Origin of the sequence: Crocosphaera sp. (genome assembly GCF_030064895.1) — a bacterium.
GTDB lineage: Bacteria > Cyanobacteriota > Cyanobacteriia > Cyanobacteriales > Microcystaceae > Crocosphaera.
Window position 1 is genome coordinate 37,962 of sequence record NZ_JASJEB010000062.1, and the last position, 26,140, is coordinate 64,101.

Here is a 26,140-nt window from a genome sequence, read left to right on the forward strand (position 1 = left end):
TATTTTAGTTAATTCATTGATTAAACAGGATAACAAACTTAAAAATTTTGTGTAATTTTTTATCAAGTAAATACGAAAATACTATTTATCAATTTTTTAACCTCCCCGTCTCCCCATTGGGGTTAGTGAGCAAGATGCTCATAGTCCGTAGACTTTCGACACTAAACCTAACCTAAAACTCTGATAGGGATTATCATAGCTGTAGAGAAGTTTCTAGTTGACTCACCAGATGGTGAATAAGGGCTGGAAACTCTAGTGTAGATATCCGCTTATTTGAAACTATTAATCCCCTTACAACTGTCTTTGAGGCAATGGCCATTATGGCATCAAATCAAGATAAAGATGAATTCTTCTATCCTCGATATCCTTATCGTGGGGAAGTAAAACCGGAAAATGTAGTTTTTAATGCCAACCTACAAGAGTTTGCCCAAGAAGTTAACTATCTTTGTAACTTAGAAACCGCGGGAAAAATTAAACCTGAACAAGCTTATCAAAAAATCAAACAACTATGGAAAAAACTCAAATTATCGAAAAAAGAATTAAAAATAGGAGAAAATTTATTTAACCAAGAATTTGATGACGATGACGAAAAGGGGACTGACAATGAATAGCTTGACCGATCGCACGGTCTAAAGTAGATAATATTATAACTCTGGTTTTCTTGCTATTACGGGCAACCCCTGGTGATCCGGCGTATGCTATTTTGGGAAACCCTGCGCCGGACCATTTGTTAACGGCCATATCTTATTAATTTAGGAAAATATGAAATATTTAGATAAAATCAAAACAGTTTACAAACAAATTTTAACCCTAATTTTAGTTGGGTTTTCTATCTTAAATTTAACCGCTTGTGCTGCTGCTGGTAATCAAAATCAAGTGGTTTTATCCATTTTAAGCGATCCTAAAACTTTTAATGCTGTCTTATCTCAAGAATCTCCTAATATTTTTGGTTTAACCTATGAAGGGTTAATTACAGAAAATCCTTTAACAGCAGAAAAGGAACCTGCTTTAGCAGAATCTTGGGATATTTCTGAGGATAAATTAACCATTGTTGTTACTTTAAGAGAAGGTTTAAAATGGTCTGATGGAGAACCATTAACAGCAGATGATGTTGTTTTTACTTACAATGATTTATATTTGAATGAGAAAATACCTAACCTTTATCAAGATCGTTTGCGAGTCGGCCGTAAGCGGGATTTCCCTACTATTAAAAAGCTAGATGCTCGAAGCATAGAATTCAAAATTACAGAACCCTTTGCTCCTTTTCTAGATAGTGTCAGTTTTCCTATTTTACCTGCTCATATTTTGCGTAAAACCATCCAAGAAACCGATGGGGAAGGTAGTCCCAAATTTTTATCAACCTGGGGAACAGATACCCCACCAGAAAACATTATTGTTAATGGTCCTTATAAACTTAAGGAATATGTGACAAGTCAAAGGGTTGTCTTTGAAAAAAATCCTTATTATTGGAAACAAGATCAACAAGGAAATCAGTTACCCAATATTGAAAATGTTGTTCAGGCAATTGTCGAATCAACAGATACTTCTTTATTACAATTTCGTTCAGGTAGTTTAGATTCTATTAGTGTCACTTCTGAATATTTCTCTTTATTAAAAAACGAGGAAAATCGCGGTAATTTTACTATCTATAATGGTGGTGCAGCCTACGGCACAGTGTTTATTTCCTTTAATCAAAACCGAGGTAAAAGGGAGGGTAAACCTTTAGTTAATCCCATTAAAGCTGAATGGTTTAATAATGTTAATTTCAGAAAAGCTGTTGCCTACGGAATTGATCGTCCTCGAATCATTAATAATATTTATCGTGGTTTAGGTAGTCCCCAAAACACACAAATTTCTGTGCAATCTCCCTACTACAATCAAGCAGTAGAAGGATATGATTATGATCCCGAAAAAGCCAAAGAATTATTATTAAAAGAAGGGTTTACTTATAACTCAGAAGGAAAGTTATTAGATAGTAAAGGGAATAAGGTTGAATTTAATTTAATTACCAACTCAGGAAACGAAATCAGAGAAGCAATGGGAGCGCAAATTGAAGAAGATTTGGGCAAACTAGGAATGCAGGTGAATTTTAGTCCTTTAGCTTTCAATGTTTTGGTAGATAGACTTAGTAATTCCTTAGATTGGGAAGCACATATTATTGGTTTTACAGGAGGCAATGAACCCCATTCTCCTAGTATTTGGTACACAGATGGTAACTTACATATGTTTAACCAAAAACCCCAACCTGGAACTAAACCTCTCACCGGAAGAGTTGTATCAGACTGGGAGAAAAAAATTGAACAGTTGTATATTGCTGGTTCTCAAGAAGTCGATATGGATAAACGCAAACAAATCTATAACGAGGCACAGGAATTAGTATCAGAATACCTCCCTTTTATTTATTTAGTTAATCCCTATTCCTTAGCTGCGGTTAAAAATCGTTTTGATGGTATTGAATATTCTGCTTTAGGAGGTGCTTTTTGGAACATGGAAAAACTGTCTGTTAAAGATGTTAGCCAAGAATAACTCAAAGTTAAGCAGGATTTAACATTATCTCTTGTCTTTTTGATAAATATTGGCTGGAGTGGAACGAGAATTATTGCAATTACATCTATTGTTTAAAAGAGATTACTCGTTCCTAACCAATAACAAATTATACCCTGTTTAATAAGGGCAATTTAGATGCACTTATCTTGCCAAAAATACTATCTAAATTATTCAGTAACGCTTCTGAAATAATTGAGGAAGCCCAAGAATAACGGTAATTTGGCATAGCATTGCAGCCATTATACCAAATAGAATGGCCTGACTGTTTAATTAACTTAAGAGGTTGAGAAAGTTCAGTTGTCTGGGTAAAATTAGCACCATGATCCGGTTTATGAATAGGATCAATAAATGCCATATTACATTTTAGTTGAGAAAATTTATCATCAGGAACAAAAGTCCATTTTGGTTGAGAACTAGAAGGAATTGTAGCGTTAACAATAATATCAGCTTGGGGTAACAGATTATCAATTAAAGGTAGCTTTAAATCCTCATTAATCACCTCATAAGTATTATTATAATCATATTCCATCTGACGATATTCTACTCCTTCCAATTTATTAATTAGGCTTGAAGGTTGACGCTGAGTGTAAACAACAATTTTCTCAATTCCTTGTCGAATTAATTCTTTTGTTGCACCAATTCCCAAATTTCCATAACCGAGAACTACTGCTAATTTTTTCTCTGTAATTGCAGGAGAAAATGGATCACTCTGTTGTAATGTTTCTAGGGTTTGAAGCACCCCACATTCACCAGAAATATGAGCATTTTTATAGAGTAATTTTTGGGGTCGTCCTTCGCACCAAATAATAATGTCTTCTAAATCTAAAAATTTTACATTGGTTGTATGTTTAGGAGGTAACTGAAGATGATTAAACCAACCAATTAAGACAGTTCCAGGACGCATATATTGCCATTCATCAGTAGGTTTGAGAGAAATTACAATATCACTTGATTTAAGTAAGGTGAACCTATCTACAACTTTACAACCGAGTTTAAGTAAATGATCATCGGCTGATTTTTCAAACGTATGTAAGCCAAAATTTTCCTCAAAAATAAACTCTTTAACTGAGTCATGATTAAGATGTTTAGAGGTTAAATGTTGGTACCAGATAGGTGAACGCATCTCTTTTGGTAAATTTGAGCGACTAATAAAGCCTAAAGAGTATTTATTATTCATGATTTTAAGCTGAAAATTATTTAATATACCCGCTCTAATTTGATTAGGGCGTGGCAAGCAGATTATAAAATACTTTTGACAGAAAGTCTATGAACGTTTGGTCTGAGCAAGGCGAAAGCAATAGAGATAATTTTTGAATGCTTCGCCCCTAGAAAATGTAATTATTGGCTACTTGTTTATGCTGATGTTAACAGTTAGTTAAGTATCAGAAGAAAAGTAAGGTGTTGTAGTTCACCCAGTTAGGGTTACCTATATTTAATTAATTATCAATTATCCATTAATAAAAATACAGGGTAAAATTTAGCAGAAACTAAGTTTTACCCTGTATTATCAAAAGAGTTTTTATTTGTTAAGTTGTAACGTTTTAAACAGCAGCTAATCCATGAGCGGACATTTTCATGATCTCACGAGTAGAGAAACCAATCTCACCCAAAGCTTCTCCATAACTAATCATGAAGTCTTCTACTAAAGCATCTTTTTCCATCCCCAAAACTTTGGCATCGTCTTCAACTTCGTTGAGCATTTGCCAAACAATAGGTAAATTTTCTTTATTGGCTTGTTCTAATTCTGCTTTAGAGTCCTCAAAATGTTCTTTTAACCAAACTTCCCCAAAATTAAGGTGAGTGTACTCATCTTTAACCACCCCTTCGGTGATTTTGCGAGCAAAGGGATCAGCCATGGGGATATAGATATTATAAGCAGCGATGGCAAAAGCTTCGATAATCAAAGATTGAATCAATAAACAGGTAACAATTTTGCCTTCAGCTTTAGCAGTTTGAAAGTTGCCATGAAGTTGAGAGAAAAATTTTTCAGCGTAGTCCATATCTGGGGTAACGTTGAGATTTCTGCCACAAGCTTGAAACCCCTTTTTATGACGGTTTTCCATCTTAGACAGACGGATTAACTCCTTCTTGTCCTGTGGAAGAAGTTCGCCCATATCAATATAATTTTCATAGGCTTCTTGTTCACCTTCAATGACAATAGCGTTGATGCGACTGTAAGCATCTTTATAGGTGTCGCTGTTAAAATCGAGTTCTGGGCGTAAAGCAAGCTCTTGCATAAGCTATTTTATCTCCTGTGTTTTATGAACTAAGTTACTGGTTAAATGGGTTTCTCTAATTAGGTTAACGCAACTGACAATATAAGTATAAGTCAACCGTTATTAACTTTTGGCTATTGTCCATCTATGAGTTCTACTCTAATGTATATACTTTAAGCCGAAAAGACAATTAAACATAGATGATCACAGAACAAACAATAACGATTGGTTCCTTAGAATGGTTTTATCGAGAAGTTACCCCCAACAACCCCAACAAGAAACCCCCAGTAGTTTTGCTTCATGGGTTGCCCAGTCATAGTTATATTTGGCGCAGGGTGATGGCTAATTTAGGAGACCAAGGGTTTCGAGCGATCGCCCCTGACTGGATCGGTTCAGGGTTTTCTGCTAAACCAGATAAACGGGACTTTGCTTATACCTCAGATGCTTATGAAAAGGCTTTAGGTGAGTTTCTTGAAGGGTTGGAATTGGAGCAAGTATCTTTAGTGGTGCAAGGTTTTTTGGCTTCTGTAGCCATTCAATACGCTTTTAACCATGCTGATACCATCCATCGCTTAATTGTTCTCAATACCCCTTTATCTCCTGACGTTAAACTTCCTTGGTTGATGCAGCAATGGACTATTCCCTTTGTGGGGGATATGGTGACTCAAGATCCCTTATTGGTGGATCGTACCCTGGAAAAAGGCAGTGGTTTTGTCATTGAGGATCAAGATTTAGATATTTTTCGACAACCCTATCTCAAAAGTTCTGCCGTGGGACGCGCTTTGTTAACAACCACAAAAAATCTTAAGCTATCTCAAACCTTGAAAAACATAGAAAAAGATTTTTCTGCTTGGAGTGTTCCCACCTTGATGCTTTGGGGTATGAGTGATCCTTGGTTATCGTCTGATATTCCTGAAAAATTGACCGCCAATGTTTCTAATATTGAGATGGTTAAGTTAGATGAGGCGAAACATTATCCCCAAGAACACTGGCCTAAAGAAGTTAGCGAAGAAATTATTACTTTTTTGCGTCGTCAGGTAGTTTGATAACACTTTTTGCATAATTCTAGAATCCCTGTGGTTTTAACCCGGGGAATCTCAAAGAGTTTTCATTTGCATAGAGCAAAATATTAATATTGATTCTAGTCTTCCCACACTCCCCACACCTCCCACACTCACTCAACCAAAATATATAATACACTCAATTGAAAACTGCTACAGACACCAAGGATCAAACCCACTGTGAGTTCTAAATATCTACCCAAAACCACTGCTTATGTCCGTATTACTCAACAGTCTTGGCAACAAGGACAAATGGAAGGAGAAGTCAGGGCAGCAGAATATGAATGGCGGTTTAAATGGCATTTCCGTCAGGGACAATTATTAGTACAACCATCCTTAGGTCGTGCCTTAATTTATGAACCTTTAGGTCGGTTTTTGGAACGATCTGACTATCAACTCGAACCAGGAGGAGATTATGAGTTTACCCTGCGATCGCAGCTTTAACTCGCCCTTGTGGGCAAAGTAAAGAGGCAAAAAGCAAATGTAAAAATTTAGCCCGAAATTTAGACTTAAAGGGTCTTTATTTATGAAGAAGAAAAACAAAAAAATAATTATTTATTGAATCCTACTTTTGTGCGATAGCGTGCCGGAACTTAGTGAAGAAATCCTGAACCGTATTCACGGCTTTTAATCTTCGTCAAATTCTGGCCATAATAACCGCAAAGCCATTACAGCAAAGCCTATAGCTGCCATCGCCTTTAATAGTTTCGTTGGTAAAAACTGGGCAATAGTTCCCCCAGCGATAACCCCTAAGAAACTAGCTAAAATTAAAGCAGTAATTGAACCAAAAAATACCGCACGAGGTGACTTAGAACTCCCTCCTAATGCGATTGCTGCCAGTTGACTTTTATCTCCAATTTCTGCTAAAAAAACCGTAATAAAACTTAATCCAAATAATTGCCAATCCATGCTTAATTCACCTTAACTATTTAACACATCTCCTATCAATAACCCTGTAATTATTAGTAATAACAAAGCTACTGCTATATCTAACTTTTTAGGAGATAAACGACGGGCTAACCAATAACCAATTAATACCCCTAATAAACTGGTGGCAATTAAAGCGAGCGCCGACCCGGCAAAGACGACCCAAGGAGACTGAGATTCTGCACTAATTAATAGGGTTGCTAGTTGGGTTTTGTCCCCCATTTCTGCTAAAAATATGGTCAAAAAAGTCGAACTAAAAACCGTCCAAAAACTCCATGATTTTTCTGGTTTTGAAGTTTCTTCAGAGGTCTGATTTTGCTGATTTTCAGTTTCATTTTGATCAGAAATATTCATGATAGAATAGGTTAAAGTTTAAATTATTTTTTATCTTGATAAGCCATCCCATTTGCTTCTGCATAACGTTCCATAAAACGCATAAACCGATCCCAATGCTCATCTTTTTCGAGATCAAATCCACATCTAACCTCTTTTAATTCATCCCCTTCATCCCCTCCCCAAATAATTTTTAAAGAAGAAGGTGTAACGCTAATTTCTCCCTCCGAATCAATTAAACGTAAATCACCATAGGTTTGTGTTGTATAACTTCTAAACCTTTCTAAAGATTTTAAATTCTCAAAAATCATCAATACATTACGGATTCCTGTTTGCTTGCTTCGTCGTAAACTCACATTACTTAATTCCTCAGAAATGCCCACAAAAAACTCAATGGAAGGGCTGATATCGCTCATAATTAATTATTTCGATATTTTATTAACAATAGGGATTTTAAATAAGGAGGAAAGTGAATACTATAAGCCAATTTCCTCCTAATGCTTATGGCTTATTCAGCTTCCCCTCCTTGAACTTTAAGAATAAGAAAGCCCCAAGCTAAGCCAAAAAGAACTAAAACCATTAAAACAACGGCACCATTAAACATCATACTTTCAGCAGTCATTTTTATTCTCCTAATTGAATGGATAAGTATTAATAATTACCTGACAGTTTTAGCTTATCATTGAAGTTACCATTACGGTAAAAGTTCATCAATTTCAGCCAAAGTTTGCCCATCATCCTCTAAGTATTGTAGAACACCAAGGCACAATCATAAGATGCAATCTTCACACAACCCAAAACCTCAACGTCCCCATTTAGCCTTAACTATGGGCGATCCTGCTAGTATCGGACCAGAAATTATTCTCAAAGCTTTGTCTGATACCAGTATCACCGAAACTTGTGATCTCACGGTCATCGGAACGCGATCGCTACTTGAGCAAACTTATCGCCAATTACACTTACAGGGACAGTCTTTAGCTCATCCGGACAGCTTATCCATCATTGACATTGCTCTCGACCCTAACACCCTTAGTCAAATTATTCCAGGATCGGGGAATGCAGCAAGTGGGAAGGCTAGTTTTCTCTATTTGGAGACAGCGATCGCCCATACCCTGGAAGGAAAGTTTCAGGGTATTGTGACGGCCTCCATTGCAAAGTCTTGTTGGAAAGCTGCCGGTTATGATTATCCAGGACAAACAGAAGTATTAGCCCAAAAAGCCAAAATTGAGCGATTTGGGATGTTATTTGTGGGGCGATCTCCTTATACGGGTTGGACTTTGCGAAGCTTATTAGTCACCACACATATTCCTCTCAATCAAGTTTCTCAGACATTAACCCCTCAATTAATGTCCCTGAAGTTGGAGTTATTAATTAATTGTTTGCAGCAAGATTTTGCCCTGAAAAATCCTAAAATTATCATCTCAGGATTAAACCCTCATAGTGGAGAAAATGGACAGCTAGGGACAGAAGAAAAAGATTGGTTATGGACCTGGTTAGAAAAAGCAAAAAAGCAGTATCCTCATGTAGAAATAGTTGGTTTAGTTCCCCCTGATACTATGTGGGTTAACCCGGCCAAAGCTTGGTATGGAGATCCTTTAAAAACAATTGAAAGCGGTGATTCATCTCCTTTAAACATCAATAATTTAGGGGATGCTTACTTAGCCTTGTATCACGATCAAGGGTTAATTCCAGTGAAATTAATGGCCTTTGATCAAGCGATCAATACCACCATTGGTTTACCCTTTATCCGTACTTCTCCCGATCATGGTACTGCCTTTGATATTGCTGGAAAAGGTATTGCTAGGGAAACCAGTCTTAAAGCAGCCATCCGCTTAGCTGTTGAGTTAAGCCAACAAAGATTAATATAAATTTACGTAAGTAGAATGTTAGAGAAACACATCTAAGGTGATCAAGATCACCGTTTCAGTAGGATTTAGATCAGTGGAAATTACAGATTAATCATTCATAATTAAGGACAAGTTTATGAAGTGATTCAGATAATTACATCGTTCTTCCGCTACTCTTGAATCTTATTATGATACATTCTACAGAAAAGAAACAAAATATACAACATATATTGGCCTTTAATTTAACCAGTGGGCAACGAGTATTTTATCTGGAAGAACCAGAATATTGTATTGGAAGATATTCTAAAAATTCTATTTTTATCAATGCCGAAGGAATTTCTAGACAACACGCCACCTTGATCAAAAAGCAGAAAAAAAATGCTCCCTTTTCTTATATTTTAATTGATGGCAATAATCAAGGAGATAAAAGTACAAATGGACTTATGGTTAATGGGGAAATAATTGAAGAAGTGGAACTCAAACATGGAGACACGATTCATTTTACTAGAGATGTGAAAGCCCATTATTATATTATTGATAACAGGAGTCAAGAGTTTATTGATAAATTGAAACCCAAGGTCTTTTCAAATGCTATTTATCCGAAAAATAATACCCTTTCTTCCGATACACAAATTGTACAAAGTACCGCAAAAAAACCAAGCTTATCAGAAATAAAAAATCTAGCTTCTGTTGTAGAGTTGAGTCCTATTCCGATTGTTGAAATTAATTATCAAGGGACTATTACTTATCTTAATCCTTCTGCTAATTTAAAATTTCCCAACTTACAAAAAGCGCAACTTGAACATCCTTTATTGAAAGGATTAATTGAAAAACAAAATTATAAAAATGGCAGTCTAGTGATTCGAGAATTTGATATAGAAAACCAAAGTTTTGAACAACATATTCATTATTTAGCACAAGAACAACTGATCAGAAGCTATATCTTTGATATCACCCAGCGCAAACAAGCAGAAAATAACTTAAAGTATCATGCTTTTCACGATAATTTAACAGGACTACCCAACCGCAGTTCTTTTAATCAAAAGATTTCTTTAATATCTCAAAATAGCCAAAGATATCAAAAATTATTTGCTATTTTATTTCTTGATATTGATAATTTTAAAAATATTAATGACACATTAGGTCATAACATCGGTGATCATATTTTACAATATTTTGCACAACGTTTAAGCTCTCAAGCCCGAAAAAGTGATTTTGTTTGTCGTTGGGGAGGAGATGAATTTGTAGTGCTTCTTACAGAGATTAAAAGTCCCGATCAAGCAGCTAAATTTTCCCAAAGATTGCTAAAAAGTTTTGAATATCCTTTACAAATAGAAGGGCATGAAATATATCTTAAATGTAGTGTAGGAATTGCCATTTATCCCGAAGATGGAAAGGATGTAGAAATACTGATCAAAAATGCTGATTCTGCTTTATATCGTACCAAAGAATATGGGCGAAATCATTATCAATTTTATAACCCACAAATGAGTGTAGAAATTGCCGAGAATTTTACCCTAGAAAACCAGCTTCATCAAGCTATAAAAAATGGTGAACTCATTCTACATTATCAACCCCAAATTAATATTAAAACAGGTGAAATTTACGGTTTAGAGGCATTAATTCGCTGGAAAAATCCTCAACTGGGTTTAATTAGACCAAATAAATTTATACCTCTAGCAGAAAAAACAGGGTTAATTTTACCCATGGGTGAATGGGTACTAAAAACTGCTTGTCAACAAAATAAAAAATGGCAACAAATGGGTTTACCACCTGTAAGAATTTCAGTTAATCTATCCGCACAACAATTACAACAACCTAACCTACTTGAAACCGTAGAAAGTACCTTAGAAGCTGTCGGATTAGACCCCCAATGGTTAGAGTTAGAAGTAACTGAATCTATGTTGATGAAAAATACAAAATTAGCAAAGAAAACCCTAGATGAATTAAGGCAAATGGGAGTTTATATTTCTATGGATGACTTCGGGACAGGATATTCATCTTTAGGTTACTTAAAAAAATTCCCCTTTGACACCCTGAAAATTGATCAAAGTTTTGTGAAAGAACTTAATCAAAGTTCTGAAGATGTGTCTATTATTTCTGCTATTATGACCTTGAGTCGTGGCTTTAATATGAGAGTTATTGCTGAGGGAGTAGAGAATAAAGAACAGTTAAAACTCCTTCGAGAATTAGATTGTGAAGAAATGCAAGGATATTTATTTAGTCCTCCTTTAAACGCAGAAGATATACTAAACTATCTACTAAGTTTTAAAGAACAAAAAAATTTAATTTTTGCTTTACCCTAACCATTTAAGAGATTGTAATTGAACTTTTGCTAAAACCGATCATCTCTAAACATTATGAACACTCATGTAAATCATTCTCACGAAAACCGCCACCTACTCGTTATTGAAGATAAAAAGTATCGTCAAACTCTTTCTTTAGAAGAAGAAACCTATTCCATTGGCAGACATACAAGCAATTCTATTGTTATTCATTCCCAACAAGCTTCCCGTCGTCATAGTACCTTAATGAGACGAAAACATAGCTATACTAATAGTTATTCCTACTGGATTATTGACGGGGATTTAAATGGTCATAAAAGTCGTAATGGGATTTATGTCAATGGAGAAAAATGCTTAATCAAAGAGTTAAAAAATGGAGACTTAATTAACTTTGGATGTGAAGTCAATGCCACCTATTATGCTAGTCATGAATGGTCTAATACAATCATCAATGTTGTTCAAAGTAAACCCCAACCATTATCTAATAATTCCTCTGTAGTTAATAGTCCATATACCTCATCACAACCTCATATCAATTTTAATACTGATTCTCAACCTCTTAATCCTAAAGATACACTTCAAGCACAAGAATATCAAGATCCGTTAACTAAATTACCTAATAGAATTTTATTTCAACAATACTTGTTAAATTCTCTGAAAAATGCTCAGCAATATCATACACTAATGGCAGTAGTTTTATTAGATATTAATCATTTTAGAGCCATTAATAAAAATTGGGGTTATCCTGTGGGTGATAAAATTTTAGTAGAAGTAGCTAAAAGACTTAAATCAAGTTTAAGAGGAAGTGATATTGTTAGCCGTTGGGTAGATGATAAATTTATGATTTTATTACCAAAAATTAGCCAGGTAGATGATCTTGAAAAAATAACGCAGAGACTTCTAAAAAATATTGGTGAGTCCTTACAATTCTCAGAAAAACTCTTACACTTAGAATATAGTATAGGTTCTGCTATTTATCCTCAAGATGCTCAAGATGTCAAAACCCTTCTACGACAAGCAGAAGTGAGGTTAGTAAATCATAAAAAAGAGATGCGATCGCAGGATAAAAAATCTCATTTGACAATTGATCCCAAAGCCTCTAAATTATTAAAAGCGAAAACGGCACTAGAAGAAGCTTTAAACCGTCAAGAATTAGAACTTTATTATCAACCTCAAATCAAAATAAACACAGGAGAGATTTCAGGATTTGAAGCATTAATTCGTTGGAATCATCCAGAATTAGGTCAAATTAATCCGAAAAAATTTATACCTGTTGCTGAACAAACTGATTCAATTCTATCCATAGGTGAATGGGTTTTAAAAGAAGCCTGTCGTCAAAATCGTGCTTGGCAGGATATGGGTTTACCTCATTTGAGAATGTCCGTTAATTTGTCGCCTTTACAATTAAAAGATACTAATTTTTTCAACATAGTTGAAAGCATATTAAGGGAAACAAAACTAGATCCTCAGTGGCTAGAATTAGAGATAACAGAAAAAGCAATTCTAGCTAATACAGAACTAGCGCATAAGGTTTTGCAAAATTTAAGACAATTAGGAATTCATTTATCTATGGATGATTTCGGCACTGGTTATTCTTGTATTAATCATCTTCCCCAATTTCCTTTTGGTACCTTAAAAATTGATCAATCTTGTGTTCAAGAAATAACAGATAAACCAGCAAATATTGCTATTATTTCGGCGGCTGTTGCCTTAGGAAACAGTTTAAATTTACGAGTAATTGCGGAAGGAGTTGAAACTCACAAACAACTAAATTTATTGGAAAATTTAGATTGTCGAGAAGCCCAAGGATATTTATTAAGTCAACCCTTAAATTATCAAAAAGCAACCCAATTCTTAGAAATTTATCGAGACCAGAAGGTTCCTTGTTAATTTTGATAAAATGGTAACATAGCCTTTTAGGCTGCGATCAGCAGTCTACTGGTGTTATATTATTGACGACTCAAATGTAAACCATGTCTGAAGCAAGCGATAATAATTCTTGGAACTTTCCAGACTTAGACGAAGCGTTAGTGAATTTTGATGAAATTCAAGAACAATTAAACTATCAACAAGCACAAGATAGTCTCAGAAATTTAGTTAACCATTTAGATTTAACTAATAGGGAACAAATTGGCTTAGAAAGTGAGTTAAAGAACCTAACAGAGATGTTAGAAAAATTGGAATGTTCTCTGGTACAAATCGTTGCTTTTGGTATGGTAGGAAGGGGTAAATCTTCGCTTTTAAATGCCTTAATAGGAAAAAATATTTTTAAAACAGGGCCTTTACACGGAGTGACTCAAACTATTGATGCAGCAGACTGGAAACTACAAGAAGATGAGCAAATAAAAGGGTTACAAACAGTAGCATTATCTGGGTGGGGACAGTCTCAAATACAGTTAATTGATACCCCGGGAATTGATGAAGTGGATGGAGAAAGTAGGGAAATGTTAGCCCATGATATGGCTAAACAAGTAGACTTAATTCTCTTTGTTATTTCCGGGGATATGACTAAAGTAGAATTTGAGGCTTTATCGCGGTTACGATCAGTAGGAAAACCGATTATTTTAATTTTTAATAAAATTGACCAATACCCAGAAATTGATCGCTTAGCTATTTATGAAAAAATACGGGATGAACGGGTTAAAGAGTTGCTTTCCCCAGATGAAATTGTTATGGTTGCTGCTGCCCCTTTAATCACAGAAATTAGTCAAGATGAACAAGGAAATTTAAAACAGAAAAGAAGTAGAGGAAAGCCAAAAATAGAGAGTTTAAAGTTAAAAATATTAGAAATTTTACATCGGGAAGGTAAGTCTTTGGTCGCGCTTAATACAATGTTATACGCCGATGAAGTTAATGAGCAAATCGTAGCTCGTAAATTACAAATTAGGGAAAAAGCAGCTAACCAATTAATTTACAAAGCAGTGATGATCAAAGCCATGGCTGTTGCTTTAAACCCCGTTACAGTAGTCGATTTATTCACAGGGGCAGTGGTAGATGTAGCCATGATTTTGTCCTTGTCCAATCTCTATGGTATTGCCATGACCCAACAAGCAGCGATCGCCCTTTTGCAAAAAATTGGGGTGAGTATGGGTGGTATTAGTGCCACCGAGTTTCTCACCTCCTTGGGGTTGAGTTCCCTCAAAGGAATGTTAGGGTTGATGGTTCCCACAACCGCAGGGTTGTCTTTGCTTCCTTATGTTTCCATTGCCATTACCCAAGGTAGTGTGGCCGGGGTGTCTTGTTATGCTATTGGCCAGGTAACTAAACGTTATTTAGCCAATGGGGCAGCCTGGGGACCAGAAGGACCAAAAACAGTGGTGAAGCAGATTTTACTATCTTTGGATAAAACTTCGATTTTGAATCGCATTAAGTGGGAGTTGGGGGCTAAGTTGAAGCGAGATCAGGGTTTTAAGGTTATGTAGTGATAGGGCGTGTGGGAAGTGTGGGAAGTGTGGGGAGTGTGGGAAGAATATTAGTCTAACCATAAGAGCAACTTTTGCTAAGCATTAAGAAAATTTACAAAAAGGGACTTGACGAATCCTTAAAATTTGCTGTACTCTTCTATAGTAATTAGACTATGATTTATTTAAAACAAATAGAAGTTAGTCTATAACGTTATCAGCAACAGACTTCTCGCTCTGTTGAGGGTGTAAGTACGGGATTCATAAGAGTCTTGACCCTTTGCCCCCTCATCCATAAAGTAACTTTTGTCTGTAAATTTACGGAGATGTCTTAGCAAAAGGCACTAAGCACATAAAATCAAAAAATGAGAAAATTCTAAGCAAAACTTAACATTTAGTCATGCAAATAACAAATCGTATTCATTTTAGAAATGTCAAGGGGGATATATTCGGCGGGGTAACCGCAGCCGTGATCGCCCTTCCCATGGCCCTAGCTTTCGGGGTGGCCTCTGGTGCCGGTCCTGCTGCTGGTTTATGGGGTGCAGTGTTAATTGGTTTTTTCGCTGCTTTATTTGGCGGAACTCCAACCCTCATATCTGAACCCACTGGTCCAATGACGGTGGTAATGACGGCGGTTATCACAAAATTAACCGCAGACAACCCTGAAAACGGTCTAGCGATGGCTTTTACCGTGGTCATGATCGCAGGGATCTTTCAGGTTATTCTCGGTGTGTTGAAACTAGGTAAATATATTACCTTAATGCCTTATACGGTAATTTCTGGCTTTATGTCGGGTATTGGACTGATTTTAATTATTTTACAATTCGGTCCATTACTGGGAACAGCTAACCCCAAAGGTGGGGTAATAGCAGCCCTACAAAATGCCCCCAATGTCTTGAGTAGTCTCAATATGAATATCGGTGAGGCTATTTTAGGGTTGTTAGCGGTAGCAGTATTATTTTTAATGCCCTCGAAACTGAAGAAAGTTGTTCCTCCTCAGTTAGTAGCTTTGATTGGTTGTACTTTAATTTCAATCTTTTTCTTTGGCAACGCTGAGATTAAAACCATCCCTGAGTTTAGTGCGGGACTTCCTTCTTTAGTTATGCCAACCTTTAGCGCAGATCAAGTACAAATCATGATTGTAGATGGTTTAGTGTTAGGGATGTTGGGATGTATCGACGCATTATTAACCGCAGTTATCGCTGATAGTTTAACCCAAACGCAACACAACTCTGATAAAGAATTAATCGGTCAAGGTATTGGTAACTTAGTCTCTGGTTTATGCGGTGGTTTACCCGGTGCTGGTGCAACTATGGGAACCGTCGTTAATATTCAAGCTGGGGGACGCACTGCCCTATCTGGTTTATCTCGTGCTTTCATCTTATTAGTTGTGGTGCTTTGGGCTGCCCCTTTAACCCAAAATATTCCTTTAGCGGTGTTAGCTGGTATTGCCTTTAAGGTGGGTATCGATATTATTGACTGGAAGTTTCTCCAACGCGCTCATAAACTTTCTTGGAAAGCAGCGGCCATTATGTATGGGGTAATGTTGCTCACTGTCTTCTACGACTTAATTACTGCTGTTGGTTTAGGGGTATTTGTTGCGAATGTTTTAACCATTCAAAAATTAGCCAATATTCAAGCCGATCGCGTCAAAGCTATTGACACCCATGAAGATGATCGTCTGGCTAATCAAGAAGCTAAATACTTAATGAAAGAAGCCAATGGACGCATTTTATTACTTGACTTAGGTGGTCCTATGAGTTTCGGTGCTTCTAAGGCCATTACCCAACGTCAGAATATCTTAGATAACTACGAAATGTTGGTCATTGACTTAACTCATGTGCCTTTATTGGGTGTCACTGCTACCTTAGCCCTTGAGAAAACGATCGATGACGCTTATGCTAAAGGTTTAGAAGTTTATATTGTCGGTGGGGAAGGCAAACTCAAAGAAAGACTGCAAAAATTCGATATTTTGGATCGGGTTCCTCACAAAAACCGTGTTCAAACCCGTGTTGCAGCTTTACAGTTAGCCGTGGCCAGTCTGAATGGAGACACCATCGAACAAATTGACAAAAATATGGGAATGAATGCTTCTTATTTCCCTGAAGATAATACTAACCCATCTAATGGGTCTAGTTATAGCGATCCCATTTCTAAGTAGATAAGGCAGGGGGAGCAGAGGAAGCAGAGGAGGAAAATGTAAATATTCTTCCCATACTCCGCACACTCCCCACACTTTTCTCAAAATTGTCCACTTATTAAAAAATTATGTTCACAAGTCCACCTATTCCACTATTAGCCACAGAAACAACAGCCAATCTTGGCCCGATGGTTTTAGCCGGTGTTTTACTCAGTTTAATTGTCGTTTATTTAGCCAGTAAGTTAGGGGGAGAAATCTCAAGATCCCTTAATTTACCTCCGGTTTTAGGAGAATTAGTCGGTGGTGTAGTTGTTGGTGCATCGGCCTTACATTTATTAGTGTTTCCCGAAAGTGGTGCCACTGCTGCGGACTCAGTGTTGATGAGTACCTTACAATTAGTAGCTGGTTTAAGTCCGGAAGCTGTTCCTGAAGTGTTTAGTACCCAAAGTGAAGTTATTTCTGTTTTAGCAGAACTTGGGGTAATTATCCTTCTCTTTGAAATTGGTTTAGAATCAGATATCAGAGAGTTACAGGAAGTAGGTTATCAAGCTGCTATTGTTGCGGTTGTGGGTGTGGTTGCTCCCTTTACTGCTGGTACGGTTGGCTTGATGTTACTGTTTAATGTTCCTACTATTCCTGCTATTTTTGCCGGTGCAGCTTTAACCGCTACCAGTATCGGTATCACCTCTAAGGTTTTGTCGGAGTTGGGCTATTTGAAGTCCAAGGAAGGACAAATCATTGTTGGTGCTGCGGTTATTGATGATGTGTTAGGAATTATCGTTTTAGCTGTGGTTGCTAGTTTGGCTAAAACTGGATCTGTTGATGTAGTTAATGTTATCTATTTGATTGTCAGTGCTACTGTCTTTTTATTGGGTTCCATTTTCTTAGGCAAATTCTTTAATAAGTCTTTTGTTGCCGTTTCTGAGGTGTTACAAACCCGTGGTAAGTTAGTGATTCCTGCTTTGATTTTTGCTTTCTTTATGGCGTTTTTAGCTAACGTTATTCAACTAGAAGCTATCTTGGGGGCCTTTGCTGCTGGTTTAGTTTTAGATGAAACCGATAAGCGCAAAGAATTGGATCAACAAGTGATTCCTATTGCTGATATTTTGGTTCCCATTTTCTTTGTTAGTGTCGGAGCAAAGGTTAATTTAGGGGTACTGAATCCTTTTGTTGCTGAAAATAGAGAAGGTTTAATCATTGCTACCTTTTTGATTGTTGTTGCTATCATCGGTAAATTAATTACAGGATGGACGATAACAGGACAAGAAAAAATTAACCGTTTAGCTATTGGTTTTGGCATGATTCCTCGGGGTGAGGTTGGCTTAGTTTTCGCTGGGATAGGTTCAGCTAGTGGGGTATTAAGTCAGTCTTTAGAAGCAGCTATTATTGTAATGGTGATTCTGACGACTTTTCTCGCACCTCCTCTCTTAAGGTTTGCCTTTAAGGAGCCTTCAGAAAGCGCAGAAAAATTGCAAAATGCTGATGTAGCTAACTAACAGTAAGAAAAGGGACAATTATCAACTAGATTTTGTCCCTTTTTGACCCTTGCTATGGTATGATGAAAAGTTAATCATGGTCAACGCAGTCACAATGGTAAAAAGAAACCCGTCTAAAAACAGGTTTAAAAATTTGATAACTAAGACAACTAAATTATTGAAGGATGATAATTTTATGATCGGTATTCACTTTGTTGAGAATGCCGTTTCTAAAATTTTGTCTGTTGCTCTGGTTATTGTGATTGGGGTTTCTATATTTGAGTTGACTTTGGTATTAGCAAAGGATTTATTTACTACTGAACCGGTTGGTTTCTTTAATAAAACTTTAATTGAAATATTTGGATTATTCCTAAACATATTAATTGCCTTAGAATTATTAGAAAATATTACTGCTTATCTTAGGAAACATATAGTTCAAGTAGAGTTAGTTGTAGTAACTGCTCTCATTGCTGTTGCTAGAAAGATTATTATTTTTGACCCTTCAAAATACGCTAAAAATGATTTAATTGCCCTCGCTTTTGCTTGTTTTGCTTTGGCTGCTAGTTATGCTCTCATTCGTTTTGTTAATCAGAAAGATAGTTGAGAAGGGAGAGCAATATGAATCAAAAAAATGGCGATGAAACACAATCTTTGCAACGGTTAAAAAGAGTCTCTGATGGTATTTTTATGTTAGCAATGACTTTAATGGTATTGCAGTTTGATTTACCGAATGTTGAAGCAGAGATGTCAACAAGAGAAATTAAAGAATTTTTAATTGCTCAACTACCAGCACTTTATATTTATTTGGGTACTTTTATTTTAATTGCTTTTTATTGGTTTAGTAATTTACAACAATTTACCCACTATAAGAAAACGGACACTGTTCATTTATGGCTTAATTTATTGTCATTAATGTTCGTTGTTTTGATTCCTTATACTAAGGATTTTATTAATGTTTATAGTTTAAATCCTTATGTACAAATCTTTTACAGTATCAATTTATTTCTGGTAGGTTTATTTTCTTCTCTAAGTTGGTGCTATGCTTCTAGAAATAACAGTTTGATAGATCCTAACTTAGAAAAAAAGGAGAGTGTAAAAATTGGCATAAAAAGACTGATTGAACCGTTGGTATCTCTATTTTCCACTATTATATCATTAATTAATCCCACTTATTGGAAATGGAGTTTTTCGTTATTTTTCCTTTGTCCCTAATTTTATAATTGATAATTATGTTAGAAGCTTTCATTTTTGCGACAATTTTATTCGGTTTCTTTGGCATCATTTTCAAAGAAAATTTGATGATGAAAATTATTGCTATGGATGTGATGAGTACAGGAGTTATTGCTTATTATGTTATCATTTCATCGAGAAACGGTCTATTTACACCCATTTTAAATAAGACTACTGATAGTAGTAATTATGCTGATCCTGTTCCACAAGCAGTCATTTTAACCGCCATTGTTATCGGATTTTCTATTCAAGCTTTAATGTTAGTCGGTGTGATGAAGTTAGCCCAAAATAATCCAACTTTGGAAACAAAAGAAATAGAAAAAAATAATGCACCTTAAATCAAGTTAATGTAGGTTTAATAATGTTAAGCCCCTAGATAATCTCAACCCCCCTAATGTATAATATGGTCGAATGAAAGCTCTAACAATTATTTGGATCGCCTTACCCTTATTTATCGGATTTAGTATTTATCTACTTCCCAAAATTGCTCGCTACCTTGCTTTAGGGGTCGCGATATTTTCTCTTGGGTATGCGTTGACTATATTTAATTTAGACTCATCTTTAGATTTTAATCTACTGGATAGTTTTGGCGTTATTCTCTTAATTGATAATTTAACTAGCTTTTTCATTCTGACTAATGCTTTAGTCACCTTAGCTGTACTTTTTTATTGTTGGCAAACTGACAAAACAGCCTTTTTTTACACCCAAATTATTATTTTACACGGAAGCGTTAATGCGTCTTTTATTTGCGCTGACTTTATTAGTTTGTACGTCGCTTTAGAAGTGATCGGTATTGCCGCATTTTTACTTGTTGCCTATCCTAGAAGCGATCGCTCAATATGGGTAGCCCTGCGTTATCTTTTTGTTAGTAACACCGCCATGTTATTTTACTTAGTGGGGGCAGTATTGGTGTACCAGTCCCATCATTCCTTTAGCTTTGCCGGGTTAAAAGGATCACCCCCAGAAGCGATCGCACTTATTTTTGTAGGACTGTTAGCCAAGGGTGGTATATTTGTATCTGGTTTATGGCTACCCTTAACCCATTCTGAGTCAGAAACCCCTGTCTCGGCCATGTTATCGGGAGTGGTTGTGAAAGCGGGGGTATATCCTCTCATTCGTTGCGCATTAATGGTGAGTGAGGTTGATCCTATTGTGCGTCTTTTTGGCGTGGGGACGGCTTTATTAGGGGTGGGATATGCTGTGTTTGAGAAGGATAGTAAACGGATGTTAGCCTTTCATACCGTTTCCCAGTTAGGGTTTGTTTTAGCGGCCCCAGAAGTAGGAGGGTTTTACGCTTTGACTCATGGGTTAGTTAAGTCTGCTTTATTTTTAATATCAGGAGTGTTACCTAGTCGCAACCTGAAAGAATTAAAACATTTACCTATTCATACACCAGTTTGGATCGCTTTAGTAATAGCCAGTTTTTCTATTTCAGGGTTCCCTTTGTTGTCGGGTTTTGGGGCAAAAGTTTTAACCATGAAAAGTCTTTTACCTTGGCAAGTGATTGGTATGAATATTGCTGCATTGGGAACATCTGTATCCTTTGCTAAATTTATATTTTTGCCCCATGAAACCAAAGAAGATAGTAAAGTCAAGTTGGGTTTTTGGGCAGCAATGATTTTATTATTAGGAGGACTAATTATTGCTAATGGTATCTACTATGAAGCCTATACTATCAAAAATACGATTAAACCTTTAATTACTATTTTTCTCGGATGGTTAGCTTATGGATTTATTTTCCAAAAAGCTGTTGTTAAACTGCCTCGTGTGGCCGAGGAATTTGATCATTTAATAGGAGTGATGATTTTAATGTTAATGTTTCTATTTTGGCTGGTACTATTCCCAGATATTCAGGCAATATATAAACAGTAACACAGGCTTCTAAGCTATAGAACCATTCTACTTTTATTAGACTTGTTCAACTCATTCAAAAACTGATAACTACTCACTTATAACTGTTACTTATTGTTATGATTGCTTATTTAGATTTAATATTAAAGTTAGCCATTTGGTTTTTACTCACCTCTGATATTAGTCCAGCCAATATTATTATTGGGGTAATTATTTGTGTATTCTTGCCTAAAAAATTAAGTTCTCCAGGAAAATTAAAAGACTGGTACCGTGCGTTAGTAGAAGTTCTAATCGCTATTCCCCAAGCTTACTTTGAGGCAGTAGAAATTATGTTATTTCCTCATAAAAAAGAGAAGATTAAGCCGGAAAGAGTTAAACCCGAAAGAACCCCAGGTTTGATTTTTTTAGATATTTTTGTAATTACCTTCACTCCCAAAACAATTGTGTTAAAATATCGTGAAGAAGGATGGTATGACGTTCATCTTATTCAACGGGAGAAACAGTCATGAGTGTACTTGATGTAATTTTAATTGTGATGATTTTAGCATTACTGATCCCCATCTATGAAGCATGGCAAGACAATGACATTTGGCAAAAAATGTTAGCTTTTTCGAGTATTGCCAGCAAAACATCGATCATGATCCTGGTTATTTCTGTCTTAAGAGGTGATTGGATGATCGGATTAGTTGGGGTTCTTATTCTAAGTTTGGGTAATGCTTCTTTGATGTTACTGGCACAAATTTTAAAACGGATAAAAATCACAGAAAACTAACAAATTTCATGATAAAATAATAAAGCTATGATTGACTATTTAAGCTATTTTTGCATTATTGTTGGCCTCATTTTTTGGTTTTGGGGAACCATTCCTTTAGTTGGCGATCGCTCAGTTTTATATAAACTCCATAGCCTTTCTGTAGCTGATACTTTGGGTTCAATGAGTATTATTTTTGGACTCTTTTTAAAGATACCCAGTGAATGGCCATTACTGATTTTAGCTATTATTTCCCTAGCAATATGGAACACTGTCTTAGGTTATGTTTTAGCTTATTGTTCCAGTAGTGAAGAGAATTAATAACCCTTATTTATTTTGGAAATGAATGACATTTATCTCTATATCATTACCGCCTTATTACCCCTTTCTGCTTGTCTAACTGTCTTACAAATAAACCCTTATCACACCTTAGTTATTCGGGGTATTTTAGGGGCGATCGCTGCCTTGGTTTATGCCATGTTTGGGGCAGCAGATGTGGCATTAACAGAAGCATTAGTGGGGACAATGTTGGCCATTACTCTTTACGGGGTAGCGGTGCGATCGTCTATGGTAATGCGCTTAGGAATCATAGAAAACGAAAGCCAAGAAAAAGATCAATTTAAACAATTAATTGATAATTTCAAAAGTATTTTAAATAAATATCATCTACGCTTAGAACTCGTTACTTATGAAGACGAAATAGCCTTAACAACGGCATTGAAAAACCAAGATATTCATGGAACTTGTCAGTTAAAGGCAGATGACGGTGATAGCTATCATACTGTTACCAGAATAAAACGGCTTTATGAGATTATTCAACCGGAACTATCCTCATCTTTAATCACTTATTTTAACCCCTTAGATACCAAGGAGAAACACTAAATGAAATGGGTTTATCTTGTTGCAGGAATCGCACTTTATGTAAAAATGTTGGTCATGCCTAACCCTATGGCAGAAATGGTAGATTTATCTATTGTGGAAAGCGTTGTACTAGATAGTGGGGTTCCCAATGCTGTGTCAGGAATCATCTTTAGAAACCGTCTTTATGACACCATTTTTGAGGTGGTTGTATTTACCCTTGCTGTGATGGGTGTTCGCTTTTTAATGAGTAATGATGAACCTTTGAACGTTATTTATCAATTTAACGATCAACCTTCCATTGTATTAGCACAGTTAGGGGCGACTATTGCAGCGTTGGTTAGTATAGAATTAGCTATTAGAGGACATCTTAGCCCCGGAGGAGGGTTTGCTGCTGGTGTTGCTGGAGGAACTGCCATCGGACTTATTGCTATTACCTCCCCTTCAGAATGGATGCAAAAAATCTATCAACGTTGGCACGCATCTACTTGGGAAAAAATATCTGTATTGATCTTCATTGTTTTGGCGGTTATTACGTTAGTTGGTTTAGAATTACCATTAGGACAAACAGGAACATTATTAAGTGGTGGAATTATTCCTATTCTTAATATTTTAGTTGCTATTAAAGTGGCTTTGGGATCTTGGGCAGTGATTTTAATTTTTATTCGTTATCGAGGGTTATTGTAAGCACTAAATTGTTAACATTAAAGTTATTCAATAATTTGTGACAATAAAACATGATAAGAAGCTCTCCCATTTTAAATTGTATTAACTACATTCATGAGCGTTATAGTAACATCAGTAATGGACAGGTAGCTACTTATATTCCAGAACTAGCAAAGGCTAATCCTGACTTTTTCGGCATTTGTATTACGACCCCAGACGGACAAACTTATGAAGTCGGGGAGTCTCAACATTCATTTACCATTCAGTCTATTTCTAAACCCTTTGTTTACGGTTTAGCGTTAGCAGATCATGGAGTGGATAAAGTGATGAGTAAAGTGGGGGTAGAACCCACAGGAGAAGCATTTAACTCGATCATTTTTGATGAAGTCTATAACCGTCCTTATAACCCTATGGTGAACGCAGGGGCGATCGCAACTACCGCTTTGATCAAAGGGAACGGATACGAACAAAGATTTAAGCGGATTTTAACCATGTTTGAAGAGTTCGCAGGACGTTCTCTAAGTATAGATGAAGAGGTTTTTCAGTCGGAAAAGTCAACGGGACATCGTAATCGGGCGATCGCCTATTTAGAGTTGAATGCAGGGATGTTAGAAGGGAACTTAGATGAACATTTAGACCTGTATTTTCGCCAATGTTCTATTCTAGTAACTGCTAAAGATTTAGCGATCATGGCTGCAACTTTAGCCAATAATGGGATCAACCCCATCACCCAACAAAAAGTGGTTAACCCGAAAGAAGTACGCGCTATTCTCAGTGTCATGGCCAGTTGTGGAATGTACGATTTTTCGGGAGAATGGATGTATCGTATTGGTTTACCGGCAAAAAGTGGGGTCGGAGGTGGTATTATCGCTGTTCTACCCGGTCAGTTTGGTATTGGTACTTTTTCCCCTCCTTTAGATGAAAGGGGGAATAGTGTGCGAGGAATTAAGGTATGTGAAGAGTTATCCCAACAGTTTAAGTTTCATTTGTTTGATAGTCATCCGGTGTCTCAAACCTGTGTCAGTCGTACTTATACTGGGGCCATGGTATCTTCAAAACGACAAAGACGGGTGTTTCAAAGGGATTTTTTGGACCAAGAATCAGAAAAAATTCTAGTTTATGAACTTAAAGGTGATCTTTATTTTGCCACCCTAGAAAAGTTAACCCGTCAGCTACAAAATCATCAACCAACGCCCCAATTTATTATTTTAGATGGTCATCGAGTCGGAAATGTTAATAGTAGTGCTATTACCTTATTGTCAGAAATAAAGGAGTGGTGTTTGAATCAAGAAATAATTTTATTTTTGACAGGATTTGAGGATAAAATAAAGGTGAGTTTACAAGCTAATGATTGGCAGAATGAGATGTTTATTAATAATGTCGATGCAGCCTTAGAATGGTGCGAAAATCATTTGTTATCTGAAGGAAATCAGCAAAATATAACTGTTACCGATCAGTTATTATTAGAAGACATGGATATATTTAAAGCATTCACGACGGAAGAAATGGCGGCGATTACTCCTTTATTTACTGAAGTTTTTTATCAACCAGATGATTTTATTGTTTGTGAAGGAGAAGAAGCTAAACGTTTATTTTTATTAGCAAAAGGAAGGGCAACCGTTTCCTTAAAACTTCCTCAAAGTGAGGAAAGAAAACGGTTAACTACTTATATTCCAGGCATTGCTTTTGGAGAGTTAGCACTATTTGATATTGATATTAGTCAAAGAACCGCTGATATTATGGCAGATACTGAAGTTGTGTGTTATGTTTTGGAATTTGCGCGTTTAAAAACATTACTCAATACACATCCTGAAGTTTATATCAAGTTACTGCAAACTTTTGGGAAAAGTCTTGTTAATACAATTAAACGAGCAACCTTAGAAATTCGTAGTTTATCTGTATAAATAATCACCACCAATCTAAGAAAAATATGAAATAAATCGAATCATCACTGGTGAGGGATGTTATTATTAATATTTTCACTCTCAAGCAAGATGATTTAGATTTATGACTACATTAGACTGGGTAGCAACACATTTAGATCAAGAAAGGCTGATTATTAAAGAAATCTTTACAACAAGATTAATTACTATTGGAGAAATTGAATTCTCTTTGTTGTCATTAGTGAATACAGCTTTTTGGGTATTTATTGCTTTTTGGGGATCAAAAATTCTGAGATTTATGATTTCTCGTTGGCTTCTATCTCATTTTAAATTGGAAAGAGGAAACCATGAAGCAATTACCTCAATTATTGGCTATATTGTCTTGCTATTTTCTTGTATTATTGCCTTAGAAACCTTGGGAATAAATTTAAGTTCTCTCACTATTTTTGCTGGGGGTATTGGTATTGCTTTTGGCATTGGACTACAAGATTTAGGTAGTAATTTTATTAGTGGATTAACTTTATTAATGGGTAATCGTTTAAAGGTAGGAGATTTTATAAAAGTATAGCAGTCGCCAAAGCTATTAGGACATTTTTCTGTTCCCTGTTCCCTGTTCCCTGTTCCCTTAAAATATAATTTATGTGTCCTAACTAGCCTGTCTATTGCTAT

28 protein-coding genes are annotated in these 26,140 nt (G+C 36.1%); 21 read left to right on the plus strand and 7 right to left on the minus strand.

What is annotated here, in order from left to right; all coding sequences use genetic code 11:
* Positions 1-320 precede the first annotated feature (320 nt).
* Positions 321-611: a citramalate synthase gene (locus QNJ66_RS14785; RefSeq protein ID WP_300508202.1), complete on the plus strand. Its 291-nt coding sequence runs from the start codon at positions 321-323 to the stop codon at positions 609-611.
* Here the strand turns inward: QNJ66_RS14785 and QNJ66_RS14790 are convergent.
* Positions 562-741 (minus strand): hypothetical protein, encoded by a 180-nt coding sequence (locus QNJ66_RS14790; protein WP_300508204.1) that lies wholly within the window; start codon positions 739-741, stop codon positions 562-564. The genes QNJ66_RS14785 and QNJ66_RS14790 overlap by 50 nt on opposite strands.
* A 21-nt stretch (positions 742-762) precedes the next feature.
* Between QNJ66_RS14790 and QNJ66_RS14795 the strand changes: the two genes are divergently transcribed.
* Positions 763-2,526, plus strand: a complete 1,764-nt coding sequence (locus QNJ66_RS14795; RefSeq protein ID WP_300508206.1) for an ABC transporter substrate-binding protein — start codon at positions 763-765, stop codon at positions 2,524-2,526.
* Between the two features lie 127 nt (positions 2,527-2,653).
* On the opposite strand, the gene QNJ66_RS14800 is transcribed toward QNJ66_RS14795, so the two are convergent.
* A complete protein-coding gene (locus QNJ66_RS14800; RefSeq protein ID WP_300508208.1) occupies positions 2,654-3,724 on the minus strand; it encodes a hypothetical protein in 1,071 nt (356 codons plus the stop codon).
* A gap of 364 nt (positions 3,725-4,088) precedes the next feature.
* Positions 4,089-4,784 carry an aldehyde oxygenase (deformylating) gene (locus tag QNJ66_RS14805; RefSeq protein ID WP_300508210.1) on the minus strand — a complete coding sequence of 232 codons (696 nt, stop codon included), beginning with the start codon at positions 4,782-4,784 and terminating at the stop codon, positions 4,089-4,091.
* 179 nt (positions 4,785-4,963) lie between these two features.
* Between QNJ66_RS14805 and QNJ66_RS14810 the strand changes: the two genes are divergently transcribed.
* Together QNJ66_RS14810 and QNJ66_RS14815 are read left to right on the plus strand one after the other, a co-directional pair.
* Entirely contained in the window at positions 4,964-5,809 is an 846-nt protein-coding gene (locus QNJ66_RS14810) for an alpha/beta fold hydrolase (RefSeq protein WP_300508212.1), read from the plus strand.
* A gap of 195 nt (positions 5,810-6,004) precedes the next feature.
* Positions 6,005-6,268, plus strand: coding sequence for a DUF3146 family protein (locus QNJ66_RS14815; RefSeq protein WP_300508214.1), 264 nt, complete (start codon positions 6,005-6,007; stop codon positions 6,266-6,268).
* A 183-nt stretch (positions 6,269-6,451) separates the two neighbouring features.
* On the opposite strand, the gene QNJ66_RS14820 is transcribed toward QNJ66_RS14815, so the two are convergent.
* From QNJ66_RS14820 to QNJ66_RS14835, 4 genes are all read right to left on the minus strand, one after another.
* Entirely contained in the window at positions 6,452-6,733 is a 282-nt protein-coding gene (locus tag QNJ66_RS14820; RefSeq protein ID WP_300508216.1) for a TMEM165/GDT1 family protein, read from the minus strand.
* 12 nt (positions 6,734-6,745) lie between these two features.
* The gene (locus tag QNJ66_RS14825; RefSeq protein WP_300508218.1) at positions 6,746-7,105 is read right to left on the minus strand and encodes a TMEM165/GDT1 family protein; all 360 of its coding nucleotides are present in this window, start codon (positions 7,103-7,105) and stop codon (positions 6,746-6,748) included.
* A gap of 23 nt (positions 7,106-7,128) precedes the next feature.
* Entirely contained in the window at positions 7,129-7,500 is a 372-nt protein-coding gene (gene psb28 / locus QNJ66_RS14830) for a photosystem II reaction center protein Psb28 (RefSeq protein ID WP_300508220.1), read from the minus strand.
* A 92-nt stretch (positions 7,501-7,592) separates the two neighbouring features.
* Entirely contained in the window at positions 7,593-7,706 is a 114-nt protein-coding gene (locus QNJ66_RS14835; protein WP_300508222.1) for a PetM family cytochrome b6-f complex subunit 7, read from the minus strand.
* Positions 7,707-7,860: 154 nt separating this feature from the next.
* Here QNJ66_RS14835 and pdxA point away from each other — a divergent pair, with 154 nt between their 5' ends.
* The 17 genes from pdxA (at position 7,861) to QNJ66_RS14920 (ending at position 26,039) form a co-directional block, all read left to right on the plus strand.
* Positions 7,861-8,952 (plus strand): 4-hydroxythreonine-4-phosphate dehydrogenase PdxA, encoded by a 1,092-nt coding sequence (gene pdxA / locus QNJ66_RS14840; protein ID WP_300508224.1) that lies wholly within the window; start codon positions 7,861-7,863, stop codon positions 8,950-8,952.
* A gap of 167 nt (positions 8,953-9,119) precedes the next feature.
* On the plus strand, positions 9,120-11,237 hold the full coding sequence (locus tag QNJ66_RS14845) for an EAL domain-containing protein (protein ID WP_300508226.1): 2,118 nt from the start codon (positions 9,120-9,122) through the stop codon (positions 11,235-11,237).
* Between the two features lie 54 nt (positions 11,238-11,291).
* Positions 11,292-13,106, plus strand: a complete 1,815-nt coding sequence (locus QNJ66_RS14850; protein WP_300508228.1) for an EAL domain-containing protein — start codon at positions 11,292-11,294, stop codon at positions 13,104-13,106.
* 83 nt (positions 13,107-13,189) lie between these two features.
* Positions 13,190-14,638: a GTP-binding protein gene (locus QNJ66_RS14855; RefSeq protein ID WP_300508229.1), complete on the plus strand. Its 1,449-nt coding sequence runs from the start codon at positions 13,190-13,192 to the stop codon at positions 14,636-14,638.
* A 379-nt stretch (positions 14,639-15,017) separates the two neighbouring features.
* On the plus strand, positions 15,018-16,778 hold the full coding sequence (locus tag QNJ66_RS14860) for a SulP family inorganic anion transporter (protein ID WP_300508231.1): 1,761 nt from the start codon (positions 15,018-15,020) through the stop codon (positions 16,776-16,778).
* A 107-nt stretch (positions 16,779-16,885) separates the two neighbouring features.
* Positions 16,886-18,253, plus strand: coding sequence for a cation:proton antiporter (locus QNJ66_RS14865; protein WP_300508233.1), 1,368 nt, complete (start codon positions 16,886-16,888; stop codon positions 18,251-18,253).
* Between the two features lie 175 nt (positions 18,254-18,428).
* Positions 18,429-18,836 carry a phosphate-starvation-inducible PsiE family protein gene (locus QNJ66_RS14870; protein ID WP_300508257.1) on the plus strand — a complete coding sequence of 136 codons (408 nt, stop codon included), beginning with the start codon at positions 18,429-18,431 and terminating at the stop codon, positions 18,834-18,836.
* 14 nt (positions 18,837-18,850) lie between these two features.
* Complete coding sequence (locus QNJ66_RS14875) at positions 18,851-19,444, plus strand: TMEM175 family protein (protein ID WP_300508235.1); 594 nt, start codon at positions 18,851-18,853, stop codon at positions 19,442-19,444.
* A 17-nt stretch (positions 19,445-19,461) separates the two neighbouring features.
* On the plus strand, positions 19,462-19,800 hold the full coding sequence (locus QNJ66_RS14880) for an NADH-quinone oxidoreductase subunit K (protein WP_300508237.1): 339 nt from the start codon (positions 19,462-19,464) through the stop codon (positions 19,798-19,800).
* Positions 19,801-19,873: 73 nt separating this feature from the next.
* Positions 19,874-21,334 carry a cation:proton antiporter gene (locus tag QNJ66_RS14885; protein WP_300508239.1) on the plus strand — a complete coding sequence of 487 codons (1,461 nt, stop codon included), beginning with the start codon at positions 19,874-19,876 and terminating at the stop codon, positions 21,332-21,334.
* Positions 21,335-21,432: 98 nt separating this feature from the next.
* Positions 21,433-21,822, plus strand: coding sequence for a Na+/H+ antiporter subunit E (locus tag QNJ66_RS14890; RefSeq protein ID WP_300508241.1), 390 nt, complete (start codon positions 21,433-21,435; stop codon positions 21,820-21,822).
* Complete coding sequence (locus tag QNJ66_RS14895; RefSeq protein ID WP_300508243.1) at positions 21,819-22,085, plus strand: hypothetical protein; 267 nt, start codon at positions 21,819-21,821, stop codon at positions 22,083-22,085. The genes QNJ66_RS14890 and QNJ66_RS14895 overlap by 4 nt, the downstream gene beginning before the upstream one ends.
* 27 nt (positions 22,086-22,112) lie before the next feature.
* Positions 22,113-22,385 (plus strand): monovalent cation/H(+) antiporter subunit G, encoded by a 273-nt coding sequence (locus tag QNJ66_RS14900; RefSeq protein ID WP_300508244.1) that lies wholly within the window; start codon positions 22,113-22,115, stop codon positions 22,383-22,385.
* A 21-nt stretch (positions 22,386-22,406) separates the two neighbouring features.
* Positions 22,407-22,946: a DUF4040 domain-containing protein gene (locus tag QNJ66_RS14905; protein WP_300508246.1), complete on the plus strand. Its 540-nt coding sequence runs from the start codon at positions 22,407-22,409 to the stop codon at positions 22,944-22,946.
* A complete protein-coding gene (locus QNJ66_RS14910) occupies positions 22,947-23,609 on the plus strand; it encodes a Na(+)/H(+) antiporter subunit B (protein WP_300508248.1) in 663 nt (220 codons plus the stop codon).
* Positions 23,610-23,659: 50 nt separating this feature from the next.
* A complete protein-coding gene (gene glsA / locus QNJ66_RS14915; RefSeq protein WP_300508250.1) occupies positions 23,660-25,492 on the plus strand; it encodes a glutaminase A in 1,833 nt (610 codons plus the stop codon).
* A gap of 103 nt (positions 25,493-25,595) precedes the next feature.
* A complete protein-coding gene (locus tag QNJ66_RS14920) occupies positions 25,596-26,039 on the plus strand; it encodes a mechanosensitive ion channel domain-containing protein (protein WP_300508251.1) in 444 nt (147 codons plus the stop codon).
* Positions 26,040-26,140: the final 101 nt, after the last annotated feature.

Coding starts and splice junctions, on each gene's coding strand:
- QNJ66_RS14905 (WP_300508246.1), top strand. CDS start 22,407: ATGAATGACATTTATCTCTATATCATTACCGCCTTATTACCCCTTTCT.
- QNJ66_RS14810 (WP_300508212.1), top strand. CDS start 4,964: ATGATCACAGAACAAACAATAACGATTGGTTCCTTAGAATGGTTTTAT.
- QNJ66_RS14870 (WP_300508257.1), top strand. CDS start 18,429: ATGATCGGTATTCACTTTGTTGAGAATGCCGTTTCTAAAATTTTGTCT.
- QNJ66_RS14790 (WP_300508204.1), bottom strand. CDS start 741: ATGGCCGTTAACAAATGGTCCGGCGCAGGGTTTCCCAAAATAGCATAC.
- QNJ66_RS14835 (WP_300508222.1), bottom strand. CDS start 7,706: ATGACTGCTGAAAGTATGATGTTTAATGGTGCCGTTGTTTTAATGGTT.
- QNJ66_RS14880 (WP_300508237.1), top strand. CDS start 19,462: ATGTTAGAAGCTTTCATTTTTGCGACAATTTTATTCGGTTTCTTTGGC.
- QNJ66_RS14900 (WP_300508244.1), top strand. CDS start 22,113: ATGATTGACTATTTAAGCTATTTTTGCATTATTGTTGGCCTCATTTTT.
- glsA (WP_300508250.1), top strand. CDS start 23,660: ATGATAAGAAGCTCTCCCATTTTAAATTGTATTAACTACATTCATGAG.
- QNJ66_RS14820 (WP_300508216.1), bottom strand. CDS start 6,733: ATGGATTGGCAATTATTTGGATTAAGTTTTATTACGGTTTTTTTAGCA.
- QNJ66_RS14800 (WP_300508208.1), bottom strand. CDS start 3,724: ATGAATAATAAATACTCTTTAGGCTTTATTAGTCGCTCAAATTTACCA.
- QNJ66_RS14795 (WP_300508206.1), top strand. CDS start 763: ATGAAATATTTAGATAAAATCAAAACAGTTTACAAACAAATTTTAACC.
- QNJ66_RS14885 (WP_300508239.1), top strand. CDS start 19,874: ATGAAAGCTCTAACAATTATTTGGATCGCCTTACCCTTATTTATCGGA.
- QNJ66_RS14785 (WP_300508202.1), top strand. CDS start 321: ATGGCATCAAATCAAGATAAAGATGAATTCTTCTATCCTCGATATCCT.
- psb28 (WP_300508220.1), bottom strand. CDS start 7,500: ATGAGCGATATCAGCCCTTCCATTGAGTTTTTTGTGGGCATTTCTGAG.
- QNJ66_RS14895 (WP_300508243.1), top strand. CDS start 21,819: ATGAGTGTACTTGATGTAATTTTAATTGTGATGATTTTAGCATTACTG.
- QNJ66_RS14890 (WP_300508241.1), top strand. CDS start 21,433: ATGATTGCTTATTTAGATTTAATATTAAAGTTAGCCATTTGGTTTTTA.
- QNJ66_RS14845 (WP_300508226.1), top strand. CDS start 9,120: ATGATACATTCTACAGAAAAGAAACAAAATATACAACATATATTGGCC.
- QNJ66_RS14920 (WP_300508251.1), top strand. CDS start 25,596: ATGACTACATTAGACTGGGTAGCAACACATTTAGATCAAGAAAGGCTG.
- QNJ66_RS14825 (WP_300508218.1), bottom strand. CDS start 7,105: ATGAATATTTCTGATCAAAATGAAACTGAAAATCAGCAAAATCAGACC.
- QNJ66_RS14850 (WP_300508228.1), top strand. CDS start 11,292: ATGAACACTCATGTAAATCATTCTCACGAAAACCGCCACCTACTCGTT.
- QNJ66_RS14875 (WP_300508235.1), top strand. CDS start 18,851: ATGAATCAAAAAAATGGCGATGAAACACAATCTTTGCAACGGTTAAAA.
- pdxA (WP_300508224.1), top strand. CDS start 7,861: ATGCAATCTTCACACAACCCAAAACCTCAACGTCCCCATTTAGCCTTA.
- QNJ66_RS14805 (WP_300508210.1), bottom strand. CDS start 4,784: ATGCAAGAGCTTGCTTTACGCCCAGAACTCGATTTTAACAGCGACACC.
- QNJ66_RS14855 (WP_300508229.1), top strand. CDS start 13,190: ATGTCTGAAGCAAGCGATAATAATTCTTGGAACTTTCCAGACTTAGAC.
- QNJ66_RS14910 (WP_300508248.1), top strand. CDS start 22,947: ATGAAATGGGTTTATCTTGTTGCAGGAATCGCACTTTATGTAAAAATG.
- QNJ66_RS14865 (WP_300508233.1), top strand. CDS start 16,886: ATGTTCACAAGTCCACCTATTCCACTATTAGCCACAGAAACAACAGCC.
- QNJ66_RS14860 (WP_300508231.1), top strand. CDS start 15,018: ATGCAAATAACAAATCGTATTCATTTTAGAAATGTCAAGGGGGATATA.